The 22,818-nt window shown below is 41.5% G+C and carries 21 protein-coding genes and 2 pseudogenes; 14 read left to right on the top strand and 9 right to left on the bottom strand.

What is annotated here, in order from left to right:
- Nucleotides 1–95 precede the first annotated feature (95 nt).
- From GFB48_RS17705 to GFB48_RS17760, 6 genes and pseudogenes are all read left to right on the top strand, one after another.
- Nucleotides 96–311 (top strand): annotated as a pseudogene (locus GFB48_RS17705) (transposase); the annotation flags it as partial.
- Nucleotides 312–513: 202 nt separating this feature from the next.
- Nucleotides 514–969: a hypothetical protein gene (locus GFB48_RS12240; protein WP_163936016.1), complete on the top strand. Its 456-nt coding sequence runs from the start codon at nucleotides 514–516 to the stop codon at nucleotides 967–969.
- The gene (locus tag GFB48_RS12235; protein WP_163936012.1) at nucleotides 969–2,012 is read left to right on the top strand and encodes a tetratricopeptide repeat protein; all 1,044 of its coding nucleotides are present in this window, start codon (nucleotides 969–971) and stop codon (nucleotides 2,010–2,012) included. The genes GFB48_RS12240 and GFB48_RS12235 overlap by 1 nt, the downstream gene beginning before the upstream one ends.
- 186 nt (nucleotides 2,013–2,198) lie before the next feature.
- Nucleotides 2,199–2,414: pseudogene (locus GFB48_RS17700) on the top strand (transposase); the annotation flags it as partial.
- Between the two features lie 266 nt (nucleotides 2,415–2,680).
- A complete protein-coding gene (locus GFB48_RS12230) occupies nucleotides 2,681–3,379 on the top strand; it encodes a hypothetical protein (protein WP_163936009.1) in 699 nt (232 codons plus the stop codon).
- Between the two features lie 361 nt (nucleotides 3,380–3,740).
- Nucleotides 3,741–3,875: a hypothetical protein gene (locus GFB48_RS17760; protein WP_256377993.1), complete on the top strand. Its 135-nt coding sequence runs from the start codon at nucleotides 3,741–3,743 to the stop codon at nucleotides 3,873–3,875.
- 2 nt (nucleotides 3,876–3,877) lie between these two features.
- Here the strand turns inward: GFB48_RS17760 and GFB48_RS12225 are convergent, their stop codons facing one another.
- The 3 genes from GFB48_RS12225 to GFB48_RS12215 form a co-directional block, all read right to left on the bottom strand.
- Nucleotides 3,878–4,477, bottom strand: coding sequence for a hypothetical protein (locus tag GFB48_RS12225; RefSeq protein WP_163936007.1), 600 nt, complete (start codon nucleotides 4,475–4,477; stop codon nucleotides 3,878–3,880).
- A 156-nt stretch (nucleotides 4,478–4,633) separates the two neighbouring features.
- Nucleotides 4,634–5,845 (bottom strand): NupC/NupG family nucleoside CNT transporter, encoded by a 1,212-nt coding sequence (locus tag GFB48_RS12220; RefSeq protein ID WP_163936004.1) that lies wholly within the window; start codon nucleotides 5,843–5,845, stop codon nucleotides 4,634–4,636.
- A 671-nt stretch (nucleotides 5,846–6,516) separates the two neighbouring features.
- Nucleotides 6,517–7,770, bottom strand: a complete 1,254-nt coding sequence (locus GFB48_RS12215; protein WP_163936001.1) for a dicarboxylate/amino acid:cation symporter — start codon at nucleotides 7,768–7,770, stop codon at nucleotides 6,517–6,519.
- A gap of 146 nt (nucleotides 7,771–7,916) precedes the next feature.
- Between GFB48_RS12215 and GFB48_RS12210 the strand changes: the two genes are divergently transcribed.
- The 6 genes from GFB48_RS12210 (at nucleotide 7,917) to GFB48_RS12185 (ending at nucleotide 14,951) form a co-directional block, all read left to right on the top strand.
- Nucleotides 7,917–8,870: an NADP-dependent oxidoreductase gene (locus tag GFB48_RS12210; protein WP_163935998.1), complete on the top strand. Its 954-nt coding sequence runs from the start codon at nucleotides 7,917–7,919 to the stop codon at nucleotides 8,868–8,870.
- A complete protein-coding gene (locus GFB48_RS12205; RefSeq protein ID WP_163935996.1) occupies nucleotides 8,870–9,292 on the top strand; it encodes a YqaA family protein in 423 nt (140 codons plus the stop codon). Before GFB48_RS12210 ends, GFB48_RS12205 begins: the two co-directional genes overlap by 1 nt.
- Nucleotides 9,293–9,295: 3 nt before the next feature.
- Nucleotides 9,296–12,124: a pitrilysin family protein gene (locus tag GFB48_RS12200; RefSeq protein ID WP_163935993.1), complete on the top strand. Its 2,829-nt coding sequence runs from the start codon at nucleotides 9,296–9,298 to the stop codon at nucleotides 12,122–12,124.
- A 133-nt stretch (nucleotides 12,125–12,257) separates the two neighbouring features.
- The gene (gene gshA, locus GFB48_RS12195) at nucleotides 12,258–13,823 is read left to right on the top strand and encodes a glutamate--cysteine ligase (protein WP_163935990.1); all 1,566 of its coding nucleotides are present in this window, start codon (nucleotides 12,258–12,260) and stop codon (nucleotides 13,821–13,823) included.
- Entirely contained in the window at nucleotides 13,795–14,229 is a 435-nt protein-coding gene (locus tag GFB48_RS12190) for a hypothetical protein (protein ID WP_163935987.1), read from the top strand. The genes gshA and GFB48_RS12190 overlap by 29 nt, the downstream gene beginning before the upstream one ends.
- A 101-nt stretch (nucleotides 14,230–14,330) precedes the next feature.
- A complete protein-coding gene (locus GFB48_RS12185; RefSeq protein WP_163935983.1) occupies nucleotides 14,331–14,951 on the top strand; it encodes a hypothetical protein in 621 nt (206 codons plus the stop codon).
- 148 nt (nucleotides 14,952–15,099) lie between these two features.
- On the opposite strand, the gene GFB48_RS12180 is transcribed toward GFB48_RS12185, so the two are convergent.
- The 3 genes from GFB48_RS12180 to GFB48_RS12170 all read right to left on the bottom strand — a co-directional run bounded on the left by GFB48_RS12180 (nucleotide 15,100) and on the right by GFB48_RS12170 (nucleotide 17,991).
- On the bottom strand, nucleotides 15,100–16,605 hold the full coding sequence (locus GFB48_RS12180; RefSeq protein ID WP_163935979.1) for an aldehyde dehydrogenase: 1,506 nt from the start codon (nucleotides 16,603–16,605) through the stop codon (nucleotides 15,100–15,102).
- Nucleotides 16,606–16,736: 131 nt separating this feature from the next.
- Nucleotides 16,737–17,612 carry a ketopantoate reductase family protein gene (locus GFB48_RS12175; protein ID WP_163935976.1) on the bottom strand — a complete coding sequence of 292 codons (876 nt, stop codon included), beginning with the start codon at nucleotides 17,610–17,612 and terminating at the stop codon, nucleotides 16,737–16,739.
- The gene (locus tag GFB48_RS12170) at nucleotides 17,605–17,991 is read right to left on the bottom strand and encodes a VanZ family protein (protein ID WP_163935973.1); all 387 of its coding nucleotides are present in this window, start codon (nucleotides 17,989–17,991) and stop codon (nucleotides 17,605–17,607) included. The genes GFB48_RS12175 and GFB48_RS12170 overlap by 8 nt, the downstream gene beginning before the upstream one ends.
- Before the next feature lie 285 nt (nucleotides 17,992–18,276).
- On the opposite strand from GFB48_RS12170, the gene GFB48_RS12165 reads away from it, so the two are divergent.
- On the top strand, nucleotides 18,277–18,759 hold the full coding sequence (locus GFB48_RS12165) for a YajQ family cyclic di-GMP-binding protein (protein WP_163935970.1): 483 nt from the start codon (nucleotides 18,277–18,279) through the stop codon (nucleotides 18,757–18,759).
- 79 nt (nucleotides 18,760–18,838) lie between these two features.
- On the opposite strand, the gene dxs is transcribed toward GFB48_RS12165, so the two are convergent.
- From dxs to GFB48_RS12150, 3 genes are read right to left on the bottom strand one after another with little or no spacing between them, the layout of a single operon-like run.
- A complete protein-coding gene (gene dxs / locus GFB48_RS12160) occupies nucleotides 18,839–20,704 on the bottom strand; it encodes a 1-deoxy-D-xylulose-5-phosphate synthase (RefSeq protein WP_163935968.1) in 1,866 nt (621 codons plus the stop codon).
- A gap of 23 nt (nucleotides 20,705–20,727) precedes the next feature.
- Nucleotides 20,728–21,609: a (2E,6E)-farnesyl diphosphate synthase gene (ispA, locus tag GFB48_RS12155; protein WP_163935965.1), complete on the bottom strand. Its 882-nt coding sequence runs from the start codon at nucleotides 21,607–21,609 to the stop codon at nucleotides 20,728–20,730.
- Nucleotides 21,610–21,613: 4 nt separating this feature from the next.
- A complete protein-coding gene (locus GFB48_RS12150; protein WP_163935962.1) occupies nucleotides 21,614–21,844 on the bottom strand; it encodes an exodeoxyribonuclease VII small subunit in 231 nt (76 codons plus the stop codon).
- 206 nt (nucleotides 21,845–22,050) lie between these two features.
- On the opposite strand from GFB48_RS12150, the gene pomA reads away from it, so the two are divergent.
- Nucleotides 22,051–22,818 (top strand): flagellar motor protein PomA, encoded by a 768-nt coding sequence (pomA, locus tag GFB48_RS12145; protein WP_163935960.1) that lies wholly within the window; start codon nucleotides 22,051–22,053, stop codon nucleotides 22,816–22,818.

Here is a 22,818-nt window from a genome sequence, read left to right as displayed (position 1 = left end):
CTACTAAACTTGTTTTATAGCGAGTTGTTGGAGGTAGTCATGCCTAGACCCCGTAGTACGTTAATTTCCAGCACACATATAGACAGCCATAATTAATTGCTCGTGATGACAAGCGTGGTGCTATAAGTAAAAACAGTAAAGGCATACTTGAACGGCTCAATATCCCAGCAGAGAATTGGGCAAAAATCGTCAATGATTTTGGTAAGGTATTCCATGGCCCCGTGGGTACCTTGCAAGAGTATGATAAATACTGTGAGCACTTAGAAAGGCGACGAAAGCATTTCAAACAAAGTTGCCAATTCTTCGAGTAAACACACCACTTATCTATTCAAATTTTGCACTGCACCCGCGGTGTCACAGTGTTGCGTGATTTTTGATGAATAGATGCTTAAAGTAACCAAACCAAGCCAACAAAGCTCAACCTTACTTCCAAGCACCACAGAGTATGGCCAACATGAATGAAGCTTGATTGAAGTTCAAGATTTTGTGTTGTAAGTTATTGATTAATAATGGGTGGCTATAGTTAATCATATTGAAAGGCTAAAAGCTGTTGAAACAGTTATCTCTGGAAGTATAACTTATAGTATTAGTAAGGATGTTTACGGTACGATAGAAAGTGGTAATGAGCTGGATTTAACAAAAACTGCTACAAATGTGTTGCTTGATAAGGTTGGTAATAAACTGCCAACGAGCAACCTCCCAGTCTTAAAGCAAGTGACTGAATTTGGTAGGGATGCTGCAAAGGACTTCACGAAAGCATATGTGAATAGTCAGTTTGCAGGGGAGGTGGCGCCCTCCTTGGGGAGCTCTGTTACAGGGACGTTGGAACGTAAGGTAAAAATGGCCCCTTCAACCGTACTTAACCCAATTTTGACAGGTTTGGAGTATGATGATTTCACCCCAATAGTGACTGAGGTGAATAAGTTAGCTAATCAAAAAATCTATAACTCAGAAGAAGATAAAAAATAATGTTTAATATTAGTCGTTCTACACTATTTGCTGTTTGCTCTTTATTACTTATACAAGCTAATGCAGGAGAGGTTGATAGCTTAGACGGATGTAAATCGAAATTTCCTAATCTACATAAAAGCAACGAGTCTGAGCTGGCTGATGAAATCGTTGAAAGTACAGAGCGTGGTACCGATAAGTTCTTATGTTCCGTTGGTATGCTATCTGAGCTGGCTATCAATAAGGGGGATAATAAGTCGCTTGTTAAACTGTTAGAGATCCCCTTCATCTATAAGGTTCCTATAGGAGATCAGAATCAGCTTGATTATCTGGTTGGTCTCGCAATTGAGCGAGGTTTAGATATAGGGAAATACTCTCAAGCATTACTCCACTATTATGCGGGAGAATATAGCAAGTCAGAAGAGCTTTTGGTGGGAATGAGAGGAGAAGAGTACTCTGATAGATTCAATCTTCTCGCACATATGAATTTGAAAGGCTTAGTCGGAAAGTCAAGCCGAAAAAGGGCTATGAACTTCTTGAGAAAAGGCGTACAACTTGGGAATTTAAAAAGTATTTACTTGTTGGCTGCTGAACTTACTTCAAATGTTTTACCAAACAACAAACTGGCTATTGAAGAGATCGACTCACTATTGAACATGGCGGGTGAGCGCGGAGATGGTAGAGCGTTTCTTGTTTTAGGAAGTATCTACCACAGTGATGATTATGGGTTAAAAAACTCTCAAAAAGCGATAGAGTATTATCTTAAAGCTGCAAACTTGGGCATAGTGAAAAGTACACAGTATGATTTTAATATCTATGAAGTTATTGCAGTCATGTATTTTTATGGTGATGGTGTTGAAAAAAATATCGCAAAATCCTATCAATTGGTTTGGCTATCAAAGCTACTGAAAGAGAATGAATATAACAAGTTGGTTTACGATACGATACGTAAAGGAGTAGAGCAAAACTTGAAAGAGCAAGATATTTTAAAGGTTGAAAGCTTTATGAAGAAGTGTGCATTAGATAACGGGGCTAAACTTTGTGTTAATCAAATTATTCCCTAATTCAATTAATATGGAATTAACGGAGTGGATTAACGGTGCCACCCAATAGAAACAATAGACAGCTATAATTAATAGCTGCTTTTTCAGCCTCCTACTAAACTTGTTTAATAGCGAGTTGTAGGAGGTTGTTATGCCTAGACCCCGTAGTACGTTAATTTCCAGCACACATATAGACAGCCATAATTAATTGCTCGCGATGACAAGCGTGGTGCTATAAGTAAAGACAGTAAAGGCATACTTGAACGGCTTAATATCCCAGCAGAGAATTGGGCAAAAATCGTCAATGATTTTGGTAAGGTATTCCATGGCCCCGTGGGTACCTTGCAAGAGTATGATAAATACTGTGAGCACTTGGAAAGGCGACGAAAGCATTTCAAACAAATTTGCCAATTCCTCGAGTAAACACACCACTTATCTATTCAAATTTTGCACTGCACCCGCGGTGTCACAGTGTTGCGTATTTTTTGATGAATAGATGCTTAAAGTAACCAAACCAAGCCAATAAAGCTCAACCTTACTTCCAAGCACCATAGAGTATGGCCAACATGAATGAAGCTTGATTGAAGCTCAAGATTTTGTGTTGTAAGTTATTGATTAATAATGGGGGCTATAGTTAATTGTGCCGAAGGTTTTATCGATTATTATAATTTAGCAAAAGGGAAGCAGTAATGCCGATTAGAAAAATATTGATATTTATACTGGCAGTGGTTGTCAGCAAGGTAACTTATGCTGATGTATTAAAAACGACTACTTCTTATAAAAATCCTAAACGCCTCCAGCTTAATCCAGATATGAAGCTACGGAAACAGCTTGAGAACAATCAGATTGAAGTATATGGCATGAGTACCCCTATTATCGAACAATCATCTAAATGGCTGCACTTTAAGCAAGGTGACCAAGATATGGCAGTATCATTAGTTTATATGAGTACAGATAATATTGACTGGGTCGAGCCAAGATCTTCAGGGATATCATTGGCGGTAAGGTCGGGTAAAGGAAAAGATGAAATAGTAGCAATACGTGATTTAGGATCTGCTTATGACGATGATCGTCCGGCTGAAATTAAAATTGTAGATTTAAACAAAGACGGTACCAATGAGATTTTATTAATTGGACATTATGATGAAGGTCAAGGGCAATATTGGCGTTTGTTTAGTGTTAAAGACGATGGCTATGTACTGCATGTAAAGGAAATCAATAAACGAAAAATATTCTCATCAACCGGGAATGTTGGTTTGTTTCCAGGGGAACTTCAACTCTATACCGATAAAGTTGATGAGAATGGTAAAAGGGTCATGGATGATGGCTACTATGTTGTAGAGGTTGAGAAAGTCAAAATTGAAGATGCATTTGACTTTTCTGACTAAAGGTCATGAACGACATAATTAACAAGAATAGCCATTGTTGATGCGCATTTTATAAACCATAAAAGTTAAACCTTAAAAACAGGGCCACCTACTGGCCCTGTTTTCATAGTTATTGTGTCTCCATCTCAGGCTCATTTGCCTCCGCAGCGTCGAACAAGCTTGTAGGTAATAAGGACTATAAATTCAGTTGGGCGAATATTGCGTCAGCCGCAGGTGCCAGCTACTTAGGTGGGGAGTTGGGATTAGATGATGGTTCATTCACTGACACAATATAACAAGGACTGCCGCCGCTAATCTTTAATTAGCGAGCTGAAGACAATAAAAAACCGAGCCCATAATTATTGAGCTCGGTTTTTTGTGTTTGAAGATTGATTACCGATTACCGATTACCGATTACCGATTACCGATTACCGATTACCGATTACCGATTACCGATTACCGATTACCGATTACTGATTTTCCGTATTCTGTATTCGTTGATCAGTATTCTAAATAGCCTTAAAGCGTATGAACATTCCCTTGCTGGTTAAAGCCCATCTTAACCAGGTAACTACTAAAATCTGGAATATCATTGTGGCAGCTTAGGGTCTTCACATTCAGCTTAGTTTTCAAGCCTTGCTGTTGGTATAGGAACTCACCTGTTTTAAAGTCGCGGTATTCTTTAAAAGCGTATTCAGCCACAATTTCAGCATTGTCAGCCTCAGTATTAGCTAGCACAAAGCCACACACTTGGTTGTTACGCATAATTAGCATCGCCTGAGTGTTATCACTCAGTTGCTTCTGGTATGTAGGAAAGTAGTTTTGGATGTCCCCTTTATAGCTGCCTAACCAATGCTGTAGTGTTTCACTTTCAACATCAATATTGACTAAATCAAATTGATTAGTCGAGGTGTAAATTTGTCTTAAGTAATAAATATTGGCTAAAACAATAAAACCGTTTAGCGACCATACAGGCAGGGCATCAATTTGGAAGCCGTAAACGGTAAACATAGTTGCACCAACTAGGTTTAACCAACGTAACTTTACGATAGAACTCATGGTCAATGAAATGGCTACTACTACAGAAGCAGATAAACCAAAAATTTCTACAGGGCTCATTTTTTTGCCTTTATATGTTTGAATTGATGTATTAATTTTAACCTGAGCCGAACCATTAACAAGGGGGAAACTCGGTTATTGTTAGAGTTTGTGAAGCTGATCTAAAAAAGCCCAAAGTTATCAATAACTTTGGGCTTATCTATAACGATTAAATATTTACGATAGGGTAAAGAAAATACCCGCTAGACACGCACTCATTAGGTTAGCAATGGTGCCTGATAACACGGCTTTAAGACCTAATTGAGCCACTTCGCTTCTACGCTCAGGGGCAAGAATACTAACCGCACCTAATAAAATCGCAATCGAACCAATGTTAGCAAAACCGCATAGGGCGAAAATAACGATAACTTTGGTTTGTTCGCTTAGGGTGGCTTGGTAGTTTACAAAGTCAATGAAAGCCACAAATTCGTTCATTACAATCTTTTGACCGATGAAAGAACCTGCAAGCATTGCTTCGTTCCATTCGACACCAATTAACCAAGCAATTGGTGCAAAAACGTAACCTAGTAGTTCTTGTAAGCTAATGCCTTCACCGCCAAAGATTGAGGTTAGACCCTGTAGACCTTCGTTCACCATCGCCATAACCGTGATGAATGCCAGTAGCATAGAACCTACAGCAGCTGCCATTTTCATGCCGCTCAGAGCACCCGCCGCTAATGCATCAAAAATGTTTTGGTGATCTGAACGTTCCATCTCGATGTTTTCAAGATTTTTAACTTCATCACTCTCGGGTACTACGATTTTAGCGATCATTAGCGCACCAGGTGCCGCCATAAAGCTAGCAGCGATTAGGTATTTCATTTCAACACCTAGGCCAGCATAGCCACCGAGTACCGAGCCTGCTACAGATGCCATACCACAAGCCATCATAACAAATAGCTCTGAACGGCTTAGGTTGTTAATGAACGGGCGGATAAGCAGTGGTGATTCAGATTGACCTAAAAAGATGTTACCTGTCGCTACAAAGGATTCAGGCTTAGAGGTACCTAGTACTTTTTGCAAGGCACCACCAAGCACTTTAATCACAAACTGCATCACACCTAAGTAGTAAAGGCCACTTACAATAGCGCTAAAAGCAATAATGATTGGCAGTACTTTAAGGGCAAACACAAAACCGGCATCTGGACCGGTCAGTGGGCCAAATAAAAAGTTAATACCATTGTTGGCATAGCCAAGGACGCCAGATACAGCGTTACTCATGCCAGCAAGCACTTGTTGACCCACAGGTACGTATAATACAAATGCTGCTAAACCTGCTTGTAACGCAAAAGCTTTGATTACAAGTGGCCAGTTAATTGCTGAGCGATTTTCTGAGAATAATACAGCAATGCTTACCAGCACTGCCAATCCTACTAAAGACATTAACATAATGTAATCCTACAGTTGGTAGCAGCTAAGCGCGCTGTTTGGGGGCATAAATTGTTGGGTATAAATGTTTTGTTCAGTCGTAAATGACAAAAAGTTAGACTGTTTTTTAAATTGTAAAAACATCAGCTTTTCCATACATGTTGCTGGCCGCTATGGCCATGAAGACTGTCGGTCCAGTTCCTTGGGGTCATTCACATTCCGTGGTGACAACATGTAATTTTTCGGGGCGAATTTTATAAGAGAAAACTGATACTTTCTAGCGCTTCAGGGGGAAACTGGACTTAAGGTCACGTTTTTGGTGGTTTAGCATGTCATGCTGGACGAATGGACGAATGGACGAATGGACGAATGGACGAATGGACGAATGGACGAATGGACGAATGGACGAATGGACTAGATATCTCTATCTAGTCGGTTAGCCAAATCATTAGAGTCAAAAAGCCAATGATGATGCCGCTAATGCTAAATATGTAATAAAAGCCTTTTTTACCCTTTTCTAAGGAGTGGTTGTTAGATTTTAAGTATAACGCCCAAAATATACTCAGTATGAGGGGGATCAGTAGAAATCGAGCCACATGTATTTCCTTATAGTTAACAATCAATTACTACTATAGATGAATTAACCTAGAAATAAAACTAAGGTCCAATAGTTGGACCTTAGTTAAATGTGATTAGCTTTTTATCGCTTCTGCCTCTTCGGCGCTATCGTACACATTGGTGTCTACCAATCCTTCTGACTTGCCGACTACAACCGCAGTTGCTAAATCGCCAGTGACATTGGTGGCGGTTCGCATCATATCAATAATCCGGTCAATCGCCGCAATGAAGGCGATACCTTCTAATGGCAGACCAACGGCATTTAACGTTACCGTTAGCATCACCATGGCAGAGCCGGGAACCCCAGCGGTACCGATAGAGGCAATAGTCGCAGTAAAGGTGATCAGCAGGTAATCAACCATTTCTAATTCAATGCCATACAACTTAGCAATAAAAATGGCTGAAATAGCAGGGTAGATTCCGCCACAACCATCCATGTTCATTGTTGCGCCCATGGGTAACACAAAAGAACTGTATTTCTTGTCAACCCCTAGGGTTTCGTTGGCGACTTTGGTCGAAGCCGGTAGGCTGCCGTAACTAGACGCTGTAGTGAATGCAACTAATTGTGCTGGCACAATTTTTTTGAAAAAAGTAAATGGGTTGAGTTTGGCTACAAAGGCCACTAAGCCACCATATACAAACGCAATGTGAATAATACATGCTAAATAAATGGCCCCAATAAATTTAGCCAGTGGTAATAAAGTTTCCAGGCCATATGTGCCGACAACCCAAGCCATAAGCCCTAACACACCAACAGGAGTTAATTTAAGCACCATACGGGTTAAGGTAAACATCACCTCTGACGCAGAAGTTATGACGGATTTTAACGGTTGAGCTTTTTCACCGGTTAAATTAATGGCAACACCAATCAAAAGCGCAAATACAATGATTTGCAGTACTTTGCCTTCGGCTAATGAGGCAAAGGGGTTTATTGGCACCATATCGAGCAGTACTTGGGCAAAGCCTGGGACTATTTTTTCGTTTACCTCTGTACTTTGCAAGGTCATGCTGGCACCCAGATCAATGCTGGAACCAATAGCGAGACCGATTAATGACGCAATTGTAGCAGTAAAAGCAAACATCAAGATGGTTTTAAAGCCTAAACGAGCGAGGTTATTACCTTCGTTCAATGAGGTGGTGGCAACCACAATGGCACAAAAGACCAATGGGGCAACTAACATCTTAATGGCACTAATAAATAGGTCACCAAGGGGCTTTAATTCAACAGCGAATTGAGGTGCGATAATACCTAGGCCAGTACCTATAATAAATGCAGCGACAACTTGCTTCCAAAAAGCAATCGCCGCTAAAGACTGAATTATTTTCATTTTTTATGGCATCATGTGAGCAGAATAAACCTAGTGTATCTAGATTTAGGGTCTAAAGTAAAAATAAATTACTAATAAGATATTTTGTTTTCAGTGGTTTTGTTAATTCTACTGGTGATATGTAAATTTTTGAGGTGTGGATAACAATGTCTGTTTTTAAATCTGTAGCAATATCTGAATTTGGTGCAGCATCGGTATTAACGATACAACAAAACCCAATTACCGATTTACCCGCTAATGAAGTCCGGGTAGAGGTAGCGTTTGCTTCGATTAACCCTATCGATCTGAAAACAAGGGCAGGTTTGGGCTGGGCTGCCCAAGCTAATAAAGATAATTTACCTTGGGTGCCGGGCTATGATATTGCCGGTACAGTCATTGAGGTTGGTACTGCCGTTGACTCTATCAAAGTAGGAGACAGAGTCGCTGGTATGATTGGTTTTCCAACCCAAGCTGGAGCCTATAGCCAAATTTGGCAGGGCAGTACTGAGGCATTAGTGACACTGGACGTCGCTATCGATCTTGAGCAAGCCGCCGCATTTCCTTTAGCGGGGTTAACAGCGTATCAGGGCTTATTTAAATTTGGGGCGCTTGGCCCAGGGCAGAAAGTGTTAATTGTTGGCGCAGCAGGTGGCGTTGGCCACTTAGCCGTGCAATTTGCAGCCTTTGCAGGTTGTGAGGTGATAGCCAGTTGTGGCCCTAAGGATATTGAAACCGTCAAAGCACTTGGTGCCACTAAAGCCATAAGCTATGAGGATGGTCATTTAATTGCTGCAGAAAAAAATATTGATTTAGTTTTTGATTTAGTTGGTGGGGTGGCCACCCTGACGTTACTCGAGCTGGGATTAAGGGCTGAAAAATTAGTTACCGTGCCGACAGTCACTGCGGATGTTATCAATGATAATTGTTTTGCAAAGGGGATCGCATCAAGTGGAATGCTGGTGGAGAGCGATCCGCAATTATTAGCGCATTTATTTACCAGTTTTGAACACGGATTACAGGTGATTATTAACCAGATTTACCCATTAACCCAAGCTAATCAAGCTCATGCTGATCTTGAGTCTGGTAAAGTAAAAGGTAAAACTTTACTTAAGTGTAATTAATGGCTGTTCTGCTGAGTATGTTTATGGCGGCTTTTTTGGCCGCCACTTTATTGCCTGGGGGATCTGAAGCGGTATTTGTTGGTTTGCTTAAGACTCACCCTCAATTGACTTGGGGATTATTGCTGATGGCATCGGTTGGAAACACTCTAGGGGGCGCCAGTAGCTACCTGCTTGGTTACCTTGGGCGTCATCAGTGGCAGGCTAAAGTTTTACAATCGAAAAGCTATAAAAAATCTGAGCGGCTGCTTAGCCGTTACGGTGCTTGGTCACTGCTCTTATCTTGGTTACCCTTAATTGGTGATATATTGTGCCTATTGGCAGGTTACTTGAAGCTACCTATACAAAAGAGTATGGTAGCCATGTTTATAGGTAAATTGTGCCGCTACAGTTTGTTATTAGTCATATTCCAATGGATAGGATAAAACATGAAAAAAAACCTCATAAGTTTAAGTTTGGTAAGCTTGTTAATTGCCTGCCAACCGAATACTCATTCTACTCTTCCTCAATCTGTTACCTTGGTAGAGCAAGTCGAACAAACTCCTGAACGTCTTGCTATCCCCTATAAGAAATATCGATTGGATAATGGCTTGACCGTTATACTTGCTCCTGATCATTCAGATCCATTAGTCCATCTAGATGTGACCTATCATGTGGGCTCCGCCAGAGAAGAAATTGGCCGCAGCGGTTTTGCACACTTATTTGAGCATATGATGTTTCAAGGGTCGAAAAATGTCGCTGATGAGCAACATTTTAAAATCGTCACTGAATCTGGTGGCAGTATGAACGGTACCACCAATACTGACCGTACTAATTATTACCAAACGGTTCCCAAAAATCAGCTCGAGAAAGTGCTGTGGTTGGAGGCTGATCGCATGGGCTATTTACTACCTGCGATTACTGAGAAAAAGTTTGAAAACCAACGTGAGACGGTTAAGAACGAGCGTGGTCAACGTATTGATAATGTTCCTTATGGGCGCGTAGGGGAGCGTGTTGCGCAAGCTCTATATCCCGTAGGTCACCCCTATTCATGGCCTATAATTGGTTGGATGGACGACCTAAATGCTGCAACAGTCGATGATGTGCGAGCATTCTTTAATCGTTGGTATGGCCCTAACAATGCAACCCTTACCTTAGGTGGTGATTTTGATGAAGCTCAAGCTTTAGCATTAATTGATAAATACTTTGCCCCTATTAGTAGAGGACCAGAAGTCAAAGATCTTGAAGTGCCTTTGGTTACCTTAGATGCTGATAGGTATATTTCAATGGAAGATAAAGTACATTTACCGTTACTTTATATGTCAATGCCAACGGTTAAAGTTCGACATCAAGATGAAGCCCCCTTAGATCTTCTGGCGCAAATCTTAGGTGGCGGCGATACTTCTATTCTTTATAAAAATTTAGTCAAAAATGGCTATGCGGTACAGGTAGGGGCGCAACAGCCTTGTTCTGAGCTTAGTTGTACGTTTAGTATTTATGCTTTAGCCAATCCTGCCAAAGCAAAAGGCTTGGCCACTATTGAAGATATTATCCGTGATAGCATTAAAGAGTTTGAAAATCGTGGCGTCAATGATGACGACTTGACTAAAGTAAAAGTTGGATATAAAGCGAATACAATTTTCAGTCTGCAATCCGTAGCAGGCAAAGTTTCCACGCTAGCATTAAATGAGACATTATTTGGTAACCCAGATCTGATCCAAAGTGATCTCGATCGCTATGCTAATGTCACCAAAGAGCAGGTCATGGCGGTCTTTAATCAATATGTTAAAGATAAACCTATGGTGATCATGAGCGTAGTGCCCCAAGGGCAGCAGGCGCTAATTGCCAAAGCTGACAACTTTACACCGACAGCAGCACCGGTGGTTGAGCTTTCAAAAAGTGATGGCACTGAGCGTCAGCATAAAGCGGATAGCTTTGACCGCAGTAAAGTACCCCCAGCAGCTGCAAATCCAACTTTTGAGCTGCCCGTTTTACATCAGGCCAAGCTAGCAAACACATTACAAGTGCTAAGCACACAATCCAGTGAGACCCCAACAACGGATATCACCATTCACTTTGATGGTGGCAATCTGTTAGTCGATAAATCTAAAGCGGGTTTGGCTAATTTAACTGCCGCGATGTTGCAAGAGTCTTCGCAATTACGCAGCACTGAAGAATTAGCGACGGCTTTAGAGTTATTGGGAGCAAGTGTCAGTTTTAGCGGTTCTAGAGCGGGTTCGACACTCACTATCAGTGCCCTTACTGAGTATTTGGATGAAACCATTGCTATCGCAATAGAAAGGCTGATACAACCCGCCTTTAATGAAGCGGATTTCGCGAAAGTAAAAGGACAGTTAGTACAAAGCCTAGCCCAGCAAAGTCAAACTCCAGATTGGATGGCTCGCACTGCTTTTGATGGGCTTATTTATCCCCAAAGCGCCCTTGGCCAGCCCAGTAGCGGTAGCGCCGAAAGCGTCAGTCAATTATCTTTGGCGGATGTTAAAAATTTTTATAACGTTCAATATCAAGTTGCCAAAGCACAGTTGGTAGCGGTGAGTTCATTATCAAGTGCAGATTTGATGGCTAAATTAAAGGCATTCGAAGTACTCAGTGGTGACAACGGTTTCACAGCGCCTAATACTCACATTCAAGCTTCTCAGGCAGGTGTTATTTATTTGGTTGATAAGCCTGCAAGTGCCCAGTCAGTGATCCGTATCGGTCGTCAAGCAATGCCTTACGATGCGACCGGAGAGTATTTTAAAGCTTATCTGATGAATTATCCTTTAGGCGGTGCTTTTAATAGTAGAATTAATCTTAATCTCAGGGAAGACAAAGGTTATACCTATGGTGCTGGTTCAGGCTTTAATGGGGGCAAGCTTACAGGAGTATTCGTTGCCACTGCCAATGTCCGTAGTGATGTCACCGCCGCGTCTTTAAAAGAGTTTGAGAATGAAATCCGTGGCTTTGCGTTAAATGGAATGACCGTTGAAGAATTAAACTTTTTGAAAGCTTCGATTGGCCAATCAAGCGCACTAAAATTTGAAACGCCAAGTAAAAAGTCTGGTTTCATTCGTCAAATTCAGATGCATAATCTACCCCATGACTATTTATTAAGCCAAAATCAGTTGATAGAGCAAATAACCCTTCAAGAGTTAAACTCGGTTGCTAAGCAACAGCTTAATTTCGACGATATGGTTATCGTTATTGTTGGCGATGCAGTCACGGTGAAACCTGAACTGGAAAAGTTAGGCTATCAAGTAAAACTGCATGAGCTTTAATTAGTTACAGTATTGTTGCTTTTAGACAAGCCCAAAAGGTTAAATTAATCCTTTTGGGCTTTTGCTATTTTACCGGTCAACCATTAAAATAATGGCAAATGCCCATTGGCAGAAAATAGAGAAACATTATTAGATGTCATTAACTCAAACCTTGGCGAGTTTAACCGCTGACAATAAAGCCCACCTTCTTTCTCAATTAAATCGTGGCCTAGAAAGGGAAACTTTAAGGATAGATGCTGATGCTAAATTAGCTCAGAGTCCGCACCCTGTGGCATTAGGAAGTGCTTTAACCCATGACTGCATTACCACGGATTATTCTGAGTCATTACTAGAATTTATCACAGGTGTTGAAACAGATATCGAGACCCTACTTGGTAAATTACAGGATACTCAAAAATACACTTTAGAGAATATCAATAGCGAAAGGTTGTGGCCGATCAGCATGCCCTGCGATATTGGCGCCGAGGTAAACATTCCTATTGCCCAATATGGCTCATCCAATATTGGCAAAATGAAGACTTTGTATCGAAAAGGGTTAACCCACAGATACGGAGCTAAGATGCAAGTTATTGCGGGGTTGCATTTTAACTTTTCTGTTTCTACTGAATTAATGCAATATTTACATGAAAATACAAAGTCACAGAAGAACCTGCAAGATTTCCAATCAGAGGCATATTTCGCCTTGATTAGGAATTATTTAGCTAAGGTGTGGTTTTTACCATATTTGTTCGGAGCCTCACCAGTACTGTGTAATAGTTTTTTAGACAATAATCCTACTCAAGTCCCGCTAGAGCCATTCACCGCAGGCAGTTCTTATTTGCCTTTTGGTACCTCGTTGCGTATGAGTGATCTTGGCTACACCAACAAAGAGCAGAATGCTTTAGGGATCAGTTACAATAGTCTGCAGCAATATGTCGATTCAGTGATTAAAGCCATCGTTCAACCTTCTGCTGCTTTTGCGGGTATTGGGGTCAAAGTAGAGGGTGAATATCGCCAGCTAAACGATCGTATATTACAAATTGAAAATGAATTATATTCTTCAATTCGTCCTAAAAAGGTCGCCCAAACAGGAGAAACGCCATCCCATGCATTAAAGCGTGGTGGGGTAGAGTATATTGAAGTACGTGCTTTAGATATTAACCCTTTTAGTCCTCTAGGGATCACTGCAGACCAGATCAGGATATTAGATTTATTTTTGCTTCACTGTTTATTGTCACCGGCAAAATTACTCGATACAGAGCAGCAGCAAAGAAACGCAGAAAATTTATCTAAGGTCATTCTTAATGGTCGTCAGCCCGATCTTGAACTGGACCGGGCAGGCAATATCGTTACTTTGAGAAGTTGGTTAAGAGATATTTTTGCAGCGATGACGGAAATTGCTGAAGCGATGGGACCACAAAAGCAAGAATACCTCAACGCATTAGAGCAATGGCGGCCTTGTATTGAAGACCCAAGTGCGACCTTATCGGCTCAAGTGATCAGTGCCGTTAAGCAAGCACAAGAGCATTCTATTTGGGCTTCAAAACTGGCAGATGACTATCAACAACAATTGCTGGATGGGCAATATCAATACCTAGATGAAAATTACTTTAGGGAAATGGCTGAGCTATCGGTGAGTAAACAAGCTCTGTTAGAACAGCAAGACAGCTTGTCATTTGATGAATATTTAGATGATTACTTCAGCTACCTTAAAAGCTAGTTTAGTGATGGTGCTGCTTGCCCTTTTGCAGGGGTGTAGCAGCTCTGATCATCATTTAGCTGTAGATTGTGGCTATATATCGCTGCAATCTAAAACCCAACAGCATCGCTATCCGGTGATATTAACCCATATCAACGGACAAGCGGTGATCTCTAAAAACACTTCAAAATTACCCGTTGGTACTTATCAACTCACTTTATATGAGTTTATCGATTCACCTAAAATCCACATAAATCCACAACTCAGAACCGTGTTGGATGTATCAGTGACGTTAGCTAAAAATAGCCAAGTGCAATTGTGGGCTGAAATGGTGGGAGATGGTTACTCGCTTCCTTATTGGCAAATTAAAACGCAAACGGCAGCTAAGCTGTGTGAGCTCAAACAAGCCGCAGCTCAAGCCGATTAGCTATTTATTGAAAAAATTATTCTTTATTAATGGTTTAATGGGTTGTTTTTGACAGAAAAATACCAGTAAACTGGCACTATTGTTTTGTTAGTTTTGTTATTATGTCTACTAACCTAAAGTTCGTTATCATTAGCATTAGTCTGATTGCATTAGCAGGCTGTGCCACGCCCCCGCCTCGGGACCCAGAAAATATTTGTGCCATTTTCACTGAAAACCGTGACTGGTATGAAGCCGCGAAAGATACTCGCGAAAAATGGGGGGTCCCAGTTCATGTCCCCATCGCCATGATGTATCAAGAAAGTTCATTTAAGCACGATGCTGCCCCACCGATGAAATACTTTCTAGGTTTTATCCCAATAGGAAGGGTCAGTTCGGCTTATGGGTATGCTCAGGCAAAGACAATCACCTGGGATCAATATGTCAAAGAAACGGGTAATTCATGGTCGAGCCGTGAAGATTTTGCTGATGCCATTGATTTTATGGGCTGGTTTATTTACAAGTCGAATAAAGTAAACAAGGTTTCAAAGTGGGATGCCTATGGGCAGTACCTTAATTACCATGAAGGTTGGGGAGGCTATAAGCGTAAAACCTACAATCAAAAAGGGTGGTTGATTGGTGTTGCTAAAAAAGTTGATGCAAGATCGAAGCGTTATTCCCAGCAATACTGGGGCTGTAAAGATGATCTGGAAAAAGGCTGGCTATGGCGATTATTCTTCGGTTAAACAATTATTATTACTAAGATTTGTTGAGCTTTGCTGTTGGCATCGAAAGCCGTTTGTTGGTCTTACATTCGCCTATAAAGCCAACATCAAAGATAGCAGATCCTAAAAAGGCGCCCAAAGGCGCCTTTATATATTTTGCAATTCAGCGTTAGATCTTAATCCAAACACTCTTAGTTTCTAGGAAGTAAGCTAACTGCTCTGGACCTAAATCTTTACCAATACCTGACTGCTTAAAGCCGCCGAATGGCATCGCTGGATCACCTGGATCGTGGATGTTAACCCAAACGGCACCGGCATCAATTTGTGGGATCAGACGATTAGCGCGAGATAAGTCTTTAGTCCAAATACTAGAAGCTAAACCGTAAATGTTATCATTAGCCAGCTCAACGGCTTCTTCTTCTGTATCGAAAGGAATTACGACTAATACAGGGCCGAAAATTTCTTCCTGTACGATAGTCATATCATTGGTACAGTCAGCAAATAGGGTCGGACGTACAAAGGTACCATCAGAAGCAAGGGCTTCACCACCGGTAACAAGGGTTGCGCCTTGGGCTTTACCTTGCTCAATAAAACCTAAAATGGAATCCTGTTGAGTTTTGTTGATCACTGGACCCATAACGGTTTCTGGATCTAAACAAGGACCAAGCTTGATGCCTTCTGCAATGGCTTTAATTTTAGCTACAGCTTCATCGTAACGTGAACGGTGCACGTATAAACGAGAGCCCGCAGAACAAACCTGACCGGCGTTGAAGTAAACTGAGCCTAGGGTGTTTTTGGCTAGGGCATCAATGTCAGCGTCTTCGAAAGCGATCATTGGCGATTTACCGCCAAGTTCTAGGGTAGCATGGGCAACACGGCTGATAGCCGCTTGACCAACAATCTTACCGGTGTTGGTTGAGCCAGTGAAAGAGATCTTAGATACGTCTTTATGCTCAACAATGGCATTACCTACCACTGAACCTTTACCGGTAACAATGTTAATCGCACCTTTAGGGAAGCCCGCTTTCTCAGCAAGTTCCATCAGGTAAAGCATACTCAGAGAAGTAATTTCTGCAGGTTTAAGGACAATTGAACAGCCAACCGCTAGTGGTGCTGCCATTTTCCATACCGCCATGCCTAGTGGCCAGTTCCAAGGTACAATCGCACCAACAACGCCAACAGGCTGTTTGCGAGTATAGGTGACACAATCAACAGGGAATGAAGTATCACGGGTTGAGCCTTCAATCTTGGTTGCCCAACCAGCGTAGTATTCAAAAGTATTTGCAGCAACATTGAGGTCAACAGCTTTACAACCCGAAATGGCTTTACCGCTATCTAGTGACTCAATTTCAGCAATCGTTTGAGCGTTTTCACGGATCAGTTCCGCTAATTTGCGTAGGGCTTGCTCACGGTCACGAGGAGAGAATTTAGACCACTCACCTTTGTACATAGCATGTTTAGCTGCTTTAACTGCAGTATCAACATCTGCCGCGGTACCTAGAGGGATCTCTGTGATCTTGCCACCGGTACATGGGTTGATCGCAGCAATCGTTGGGCGGTCTAAATCCGATTGAAATTGACCATCGATATACATGTATTTAGGTTTCGCTAGGAATTCACGAGTTTGTTCTGTAATACCAAACTGCTCAATTAGCGATTGTACTTTTACGTCCATTTTGTGCCTCTTATTATGTGATGGCTAAAATATTGTGACCATTGTCTCAGAGTGACAGGAAATAGCATTACCCTTGCAAGGTTACATTGGGCCATGGTTACTGGAAATGGATCTCTAACTGGTTATTTTAGCTAGATATGTAGAGATTTTATCTTGGTAACTAATGCCTGATTAATCGGCGCAATGATTCCATGTTTGGCAGCACAAGCACAAATGTATTGATTAATGTAATCAATTTCGGTTGGTCGCCCTAGTAAGATATCCTGCCTCATTGATGAACTATTACTGGCGGTAAGTTCAATCACTTTTTGTACCCTGGTCACCAACTCATTAGTCGTGAGCTTGATCCCTTCACGTTGCGCCACTTGGCAAACTTCATAACAAATATGCTCGATTTGCTCATAAAATTGCGGAGCCGATAATTGACCATTGTTAAGATTAAAAATAGCGGTTAATGGGTTGATGCAGCAATTAATAGCCAACTTATTCCAGAGGTTTTGTTGGATATTTTCAGTCCAGTTGGCATCGAGCTGTTGACATAAGCTGTGTTTGTAATGAGTTGGCACTTGGGGGCCACAATAGTGGCCAATATAAGTATCACCCACACCAGTGTGATGAACATCGCCATCGACTATCATCGCGCCTTGATTGGTGGTACCCAGTAATAAGGTTTGCTGTTGTGTGAGTTTGTTGGCAATTTCTAAGTGAGTCCCCATGCCATTATGCAGCAACAGAATTTTAGCGTCATGCTTAAGCTGGCCTAATAAGGGCAACAATGTTGGCAATACTTGATAAGCCTTTAGGGTGACTATGAGTAAATCTATTTTGCTGACGTCAGCTAAAAATATACAAGTCTGCTGTTTTGTATGACCATCTAGTGTGTGTAACGTACTAATATTGATGCTTTTATTTCTGAGATCGATAAATGGCCATAAATGTAGGGGGTTGGCTTTATGGTTAATAAGTCTACCAATGGCACCCGCGCCAATAATCGCTATTTTATCCATGTTTGTTCGGGGAAATAAAGTAATGCAAAATCATATAAGTCATCGCGCCGGCCATATCGGCAGCAAAATCAGCCCATTCAGCACTGCGGTATGGCAGAAAATATTGAACAAACTCAATTAAACAAGCATAGCTTGCCATAATCAACAGTACCCCAAAATTTGACAGCTTTGGAAAGCTGTTTGCAGTTAATAATGCTAGGGCAAAAAAAGCGGAAAAATGGCCAATTTTATCAAAATGATCAATATCGACTTTAGGGTAACTGGGTTTAGAGAAGACGAGGTAACTAATGGCGATAAAGGCAAAAATTAATGCAAATTGGATATATTTCGTTGGTATGGTCACTTTGGGCTCAAACTTAATGAAAATCAGACTAATCATAAAGCTAGCATGACAAAAAGTCACTCTCAAATGAGTATGATATGGTTACAGTATATGCTAGTTGGTCAAAATCGTATCTATTTTATGCAAGCTGCTCATTGCAATTGCAGTCGAAAGGAGGGATCCCTAAAGCATGCTGCTTTATAAAGGGTAACCATTTGTCAGTCTTGTTTGGTTTCAAATTAAAATGGTAATACTAATTCAATGATTTATTAAGGAGAGACTCGATCATTATTTAAATTACCTTATAATAATGAGCAAATTTAGAATGATAAGGGTTAAATTATGCCGTCTTTCGATGTTGTGTCAGAAGTGAATTTAGATGAAATGCGTCATGCGACTGAAAACTCAACACGTGAATTGAGCACGCGTTTTGATTTTCGAGGTGTCGAAGCGAGTTTCGAATGGAAATCACCTACGGTAACTGTTAAAACTCAGAGTGAGTACCAAGTTAACCAAATGGTTGATATTTTACGTGGCCAATTAGTTAAAAGAAAAATTGATCCCCAAGCAATGGAAATTTCAAAGCCAGAACTATCGGGGAAAACCTGCCTAAAAAAAGTCACCATTAAAGAAGGCATCGAAAAGGATGTGGCTAAAAAGTTGGTTAAGTTAATTAAAGACAAAAAAATGAAAGTGCAAGTGGCGATTCAAGGTGAAGAGCTAAGAGTGACGGGTAAAAAGCGTGATGACTTACAAGCGGTTATGCAAGTCATTCGTGAAGCTGATCTAGGTCAGCCATTCCAGTTCAAAAACTTTAAAGACTAACGTTAACAGCTTCAGTTTTTAGGCTTGTAACTAAAAAGGGATGCCATATTGGCATCCCTTTTTCGATTTCTACAGACCATTAAAGTTCAAAGTATGCTTTGATGGTATTGGTTACGCCTGTCGCATCAAGACCCAGTTCGGCTTGTACCAGTGGCGTGTCACCATGGGCAATAAAGCTATCAGGCAAGCCAATATTCAGTACTGGCAACCACTGTTTAGATTGCTGCAGGTATTCATTCACAGCAGAACCAGCACCACCAGCAATGGCATTTTCTTCAAGGGTAATAATACCATCGTGATTTTTAGCGATTTCATCAATCATGGCCTTATCGATAGGCTTTACAAAGCGCATATCCACCAAGGTTAAATCCAACTCGTCAGCGGCCGCTTGTGCTGAAGCCATGAGATGGCCAAAGTTAAGCAGCGCATACTTTTTACCTTGGCGTTTTAGCACAGCCTTGCCGATTTCAAGTTCCGTCATTTGCTCATTTGCCGTGACTTTTAGGCCACTGCCACGAGGATACCTTACAGCACAAGGTTGCCCTAATTTATAGCCGGTGTAGAGCATTTGACGACATTCGTTTTCATCAGAAGGTGTCATGACTATCATGTTAGGAATACAACGTAGGTAACTTAAATCGAATGCGCCTTGGTGAGTGGCACCATCTTGGCCAACAATGCCGGCACGGTCGATGGCGAACATGACTGGTAATTTTTGTAATGCCACATCATGAATGAGCTGATCATAGCCACGTTGCAGGAAGGTCGAATAAATTGCGACAACAGTCGGGTGCCCCATGGCGGCGAAACCGGCACCTAGAGTAACAGCATGCTGTTCAGCGATGGCGGCATCAAAATACTGCTCAGGGTATAGTTTGGAAAATTCCACCATACCTGAACCTTCTCGCATCGCCGGTGTGATGGCGATAAGTTGTTTGTCGGTGGCAGCAACATCACATAACCACTGACCGAAAATTTGCGAATAGGTTGGGGCTGATTTGGGCGCTGCTGGTTTTTTGAATTCATCAACATTAAATTTAGGTACCGCATGCCAACCAATAGGATCGGCTTCTGCAGGGGCATAGCCTTTACCTTTCTTAGTCATGACATGGAGGATTTGTGGCCCTTTTAAATGTTTCATGTTTTCTAAGGTGTCGGCCATAGACTCAACATTATGACCATCAATTGGACCAATATAATTAAAGCCCAGCTCCTCGAATAAAGTCCCAGGAACCACCATGCCTTTTAAGTGCTCTTCAGTACGGCGGGCTAATTCTTTGATGGTAGGTAATCCTTGTAGGGCTTTTTTGCCTCCTTCTCTAATGGAAGAGTAGAATTTACCTGATAACAGTCGAGCAAGGTGATTGTTTAGGGCGCCTACGTTCTCAGAAATCGACATTTCATTATCATTGATAATAACCAAAAGGTCTTTGTCGATATCACCTGCATGGTTTAATGCTTCAAACGCCATACCACCAGTTAATGCACCATCACCAATGACAGCAACCACTTTGCGGCCTAATCCTTCTTTGTCTGCCGCGACTGCCATGCCCAAAGCGGCACTGATCGAGGTGCCAGAATGACCGACACTGAAACTGTCGTACTCTGATTCTTCACGCCAAGGGAAGGGGTGTAAGCCACCTTTTTGGCGAATGGTCGACATTTGGTCGCGGCGGCCAGTCAAAATTTTATGGGGGTAAGCTTGATGGCCAACATCCCAAATTAACTGATCAAAAGGGGTGTTGAAAACATAATGCAGAGCAACGGTTAATTCAACGCTGCCTAAGCCTGAAGCAAAGTGGCCGGAGGATTGGCTTACTGAAGAAAGTAAATATTTTCTTAATTCATCGGCAAACTGAGGCAATTGGGCCTTGTTTAGTTTTCTAAGCTGATCAGGAAAATTTGCTTCAGCTAGTAAGGGAAATTGTGATAAATCCAAACTCATTTTATCTATGCCGTGGGTAAAAGTTATTGCTGACGTTCAATAATGTAGTAGGCAAATTGGCTTAACAGTGCCTTATCAGGAAATATTGATAATGACTCAATTGCTTCATCCACTAACTGTTTTGCTTGTGCTTGCGCTTGTGGCAGCCCCAGCAGTTTTGGATAAGTGCTTTTATCGGCTTCTAAATCAGAGCCTTGAGGTTTACCAATAAGTTCTGTATTACCTATTACATCTAATACGTCATCTTGTATTTGAAAGGCTAAACCAATGCACCTAGCATAATTTCTTAATGCTTGTTGTTGCTCTGATGTGGCATTAGCAGCGATCAAAGTTAATTCTATGGCGCATTCTAGCAAGGCACCAGTTTTTAAGCTATGGATCTTAACCAATTCTTGGTAACTAGTGTGACTGTTGGTTGCGGCCAAATCAAGTGCCTGGCCGCCACACATTCCAGCTTGTCCAGATGCTATCGCTAGGGCTTTAACCATTTTGATTTGTTGTTCTGGCTGGAGTTGACCGTCTTCTGCCAATAATTCAAAAGCTAAAGATTGCAAGGCGTCACCGGCTAGAATAGCGGTGGCTTCATCATAGGCGATATGAACGGTTGGCTGACCACGTCGTAATTCATCGTCATCCATTGCCGGCAAATCATCGTGTATCAAAGAATAAGCATGGATGCATTCTAAGGCAGCCGCGGCATTGTCGACTTTGGCTGCGTTTACACCTAGCAGTTCGGCAGCACTATAGACCAAAAATGGGCGCACCCTTTTACCCCCAAGGAGTAATCCATGAGCCATAGCGGATTTAAGAGGGTTGGCCAGTTGCGGCAGTAATTCTACTTTTTGTTTAAGGATTGTATTGATGCGGTCGCAGTAAAACTGTTGCTTGCGTTGTAAATTATGCATTGAGTTACTCATCGCTTGCTAGCGGGGTAGGAGCTTTAGCACCTTCTAGTAAAATAGACACTTTTTGTTCTGCTTCGGTCAGTTTGGATTGAGTCGCACGCACTAAAGTGATGCCACGCTCGAACTGCTTTAAGGCATCATCTAATGAAGTCTCACCTTGCTCTAGGGCATTTACGATTTGCTCTAATTCATTTAGTGATTCTTCAAATGATAAGTTTTCTGGCTTTTTTACCATGACCAAAGCTCCGTTTTTAATAATGCTGTCACGGTATAGCACCAAAACGTTTTGGTCAAACTTGTTTGAACTTTATTTAAGCAAAAAGTCATGATTTAACTGAGTAAATTTAATTTTTTTCTAAACTTGTTGGCGAACCAACCGATAACCAGTAGAGTTTAGGAGAAGTCCTAGTTAGCGATATATTTTTTTTCAATGGAGTGATTGTGGATTTAGCTACTCTAATCGGCCTTATTGGTGCCTTTGCATTCGTTACATTTTCCATGTTCAATGGTGGCGATATCGACATGTACATGAACGTGCCAGCCTTTTTCATCGTTGCAGTTGGCAGTTTATTCGTGGTGATGATGAAATATAATTTAGGGCAATTTTTTACCTCGATTAATATTGCCAGCAAAGCTTTCATGTTCAAGCTCGATAAAGCAGAAGATCTTATTGAACAAGCGGTGTTGATGGCGGACTCCGCCCGAAAAGGCGGCTTTTTAGCCTTAGAAGACACTGATATTAAAAACCCTTTCTTTCAAAAAGCTATTGATATGCTGGTGGATGGTCACGATGCCCAGACCGTTGCCGCAACACTTAATAAAGATATTGATTTAACCCGAGAAAGACATCAAACCGGTATTGGTATTTTCCGTTCTTTGGGGGATGTGGCTCCAGCAATGGGGATGATTGGTACCCTGATAGGCTTGGTCGGCATGTTATCGAATATGAATGACCCTAAAACCATTGGCCCAGCCATGGCCGTGGCATTATTAACGACGTTATACGGTGCTATGCTAGCCAATATGCTGGCTATTCCTATTGCCGATAAACTTGAGTTAAGGATGAATGAGGAAATGCTCAATCGACGTTTGGTCATTGATGCGGCGTTAGCTATTCAGGATGGCCAAAACCCTAAAGTTATAGATAGCTATTTGAAAAACTATCTGCACGAACGCAAGCGCTCAATTGATACCACCTCAGGGGTGTAG

It is taken from the genome of Paraferrimonas sp. SM1919 (assembly GCF_010993985.1).
GTDB lineage: Bacteria > Pseudomonadota > Gammaproteobacteria > Enterobacterales > Shewanellaceae > SM1919.
The sequence above is the reverse complement of the archived record's forward strand: the minus strand, read 5'-3'. Positions and strand labels throughout refer to the sequence as shown.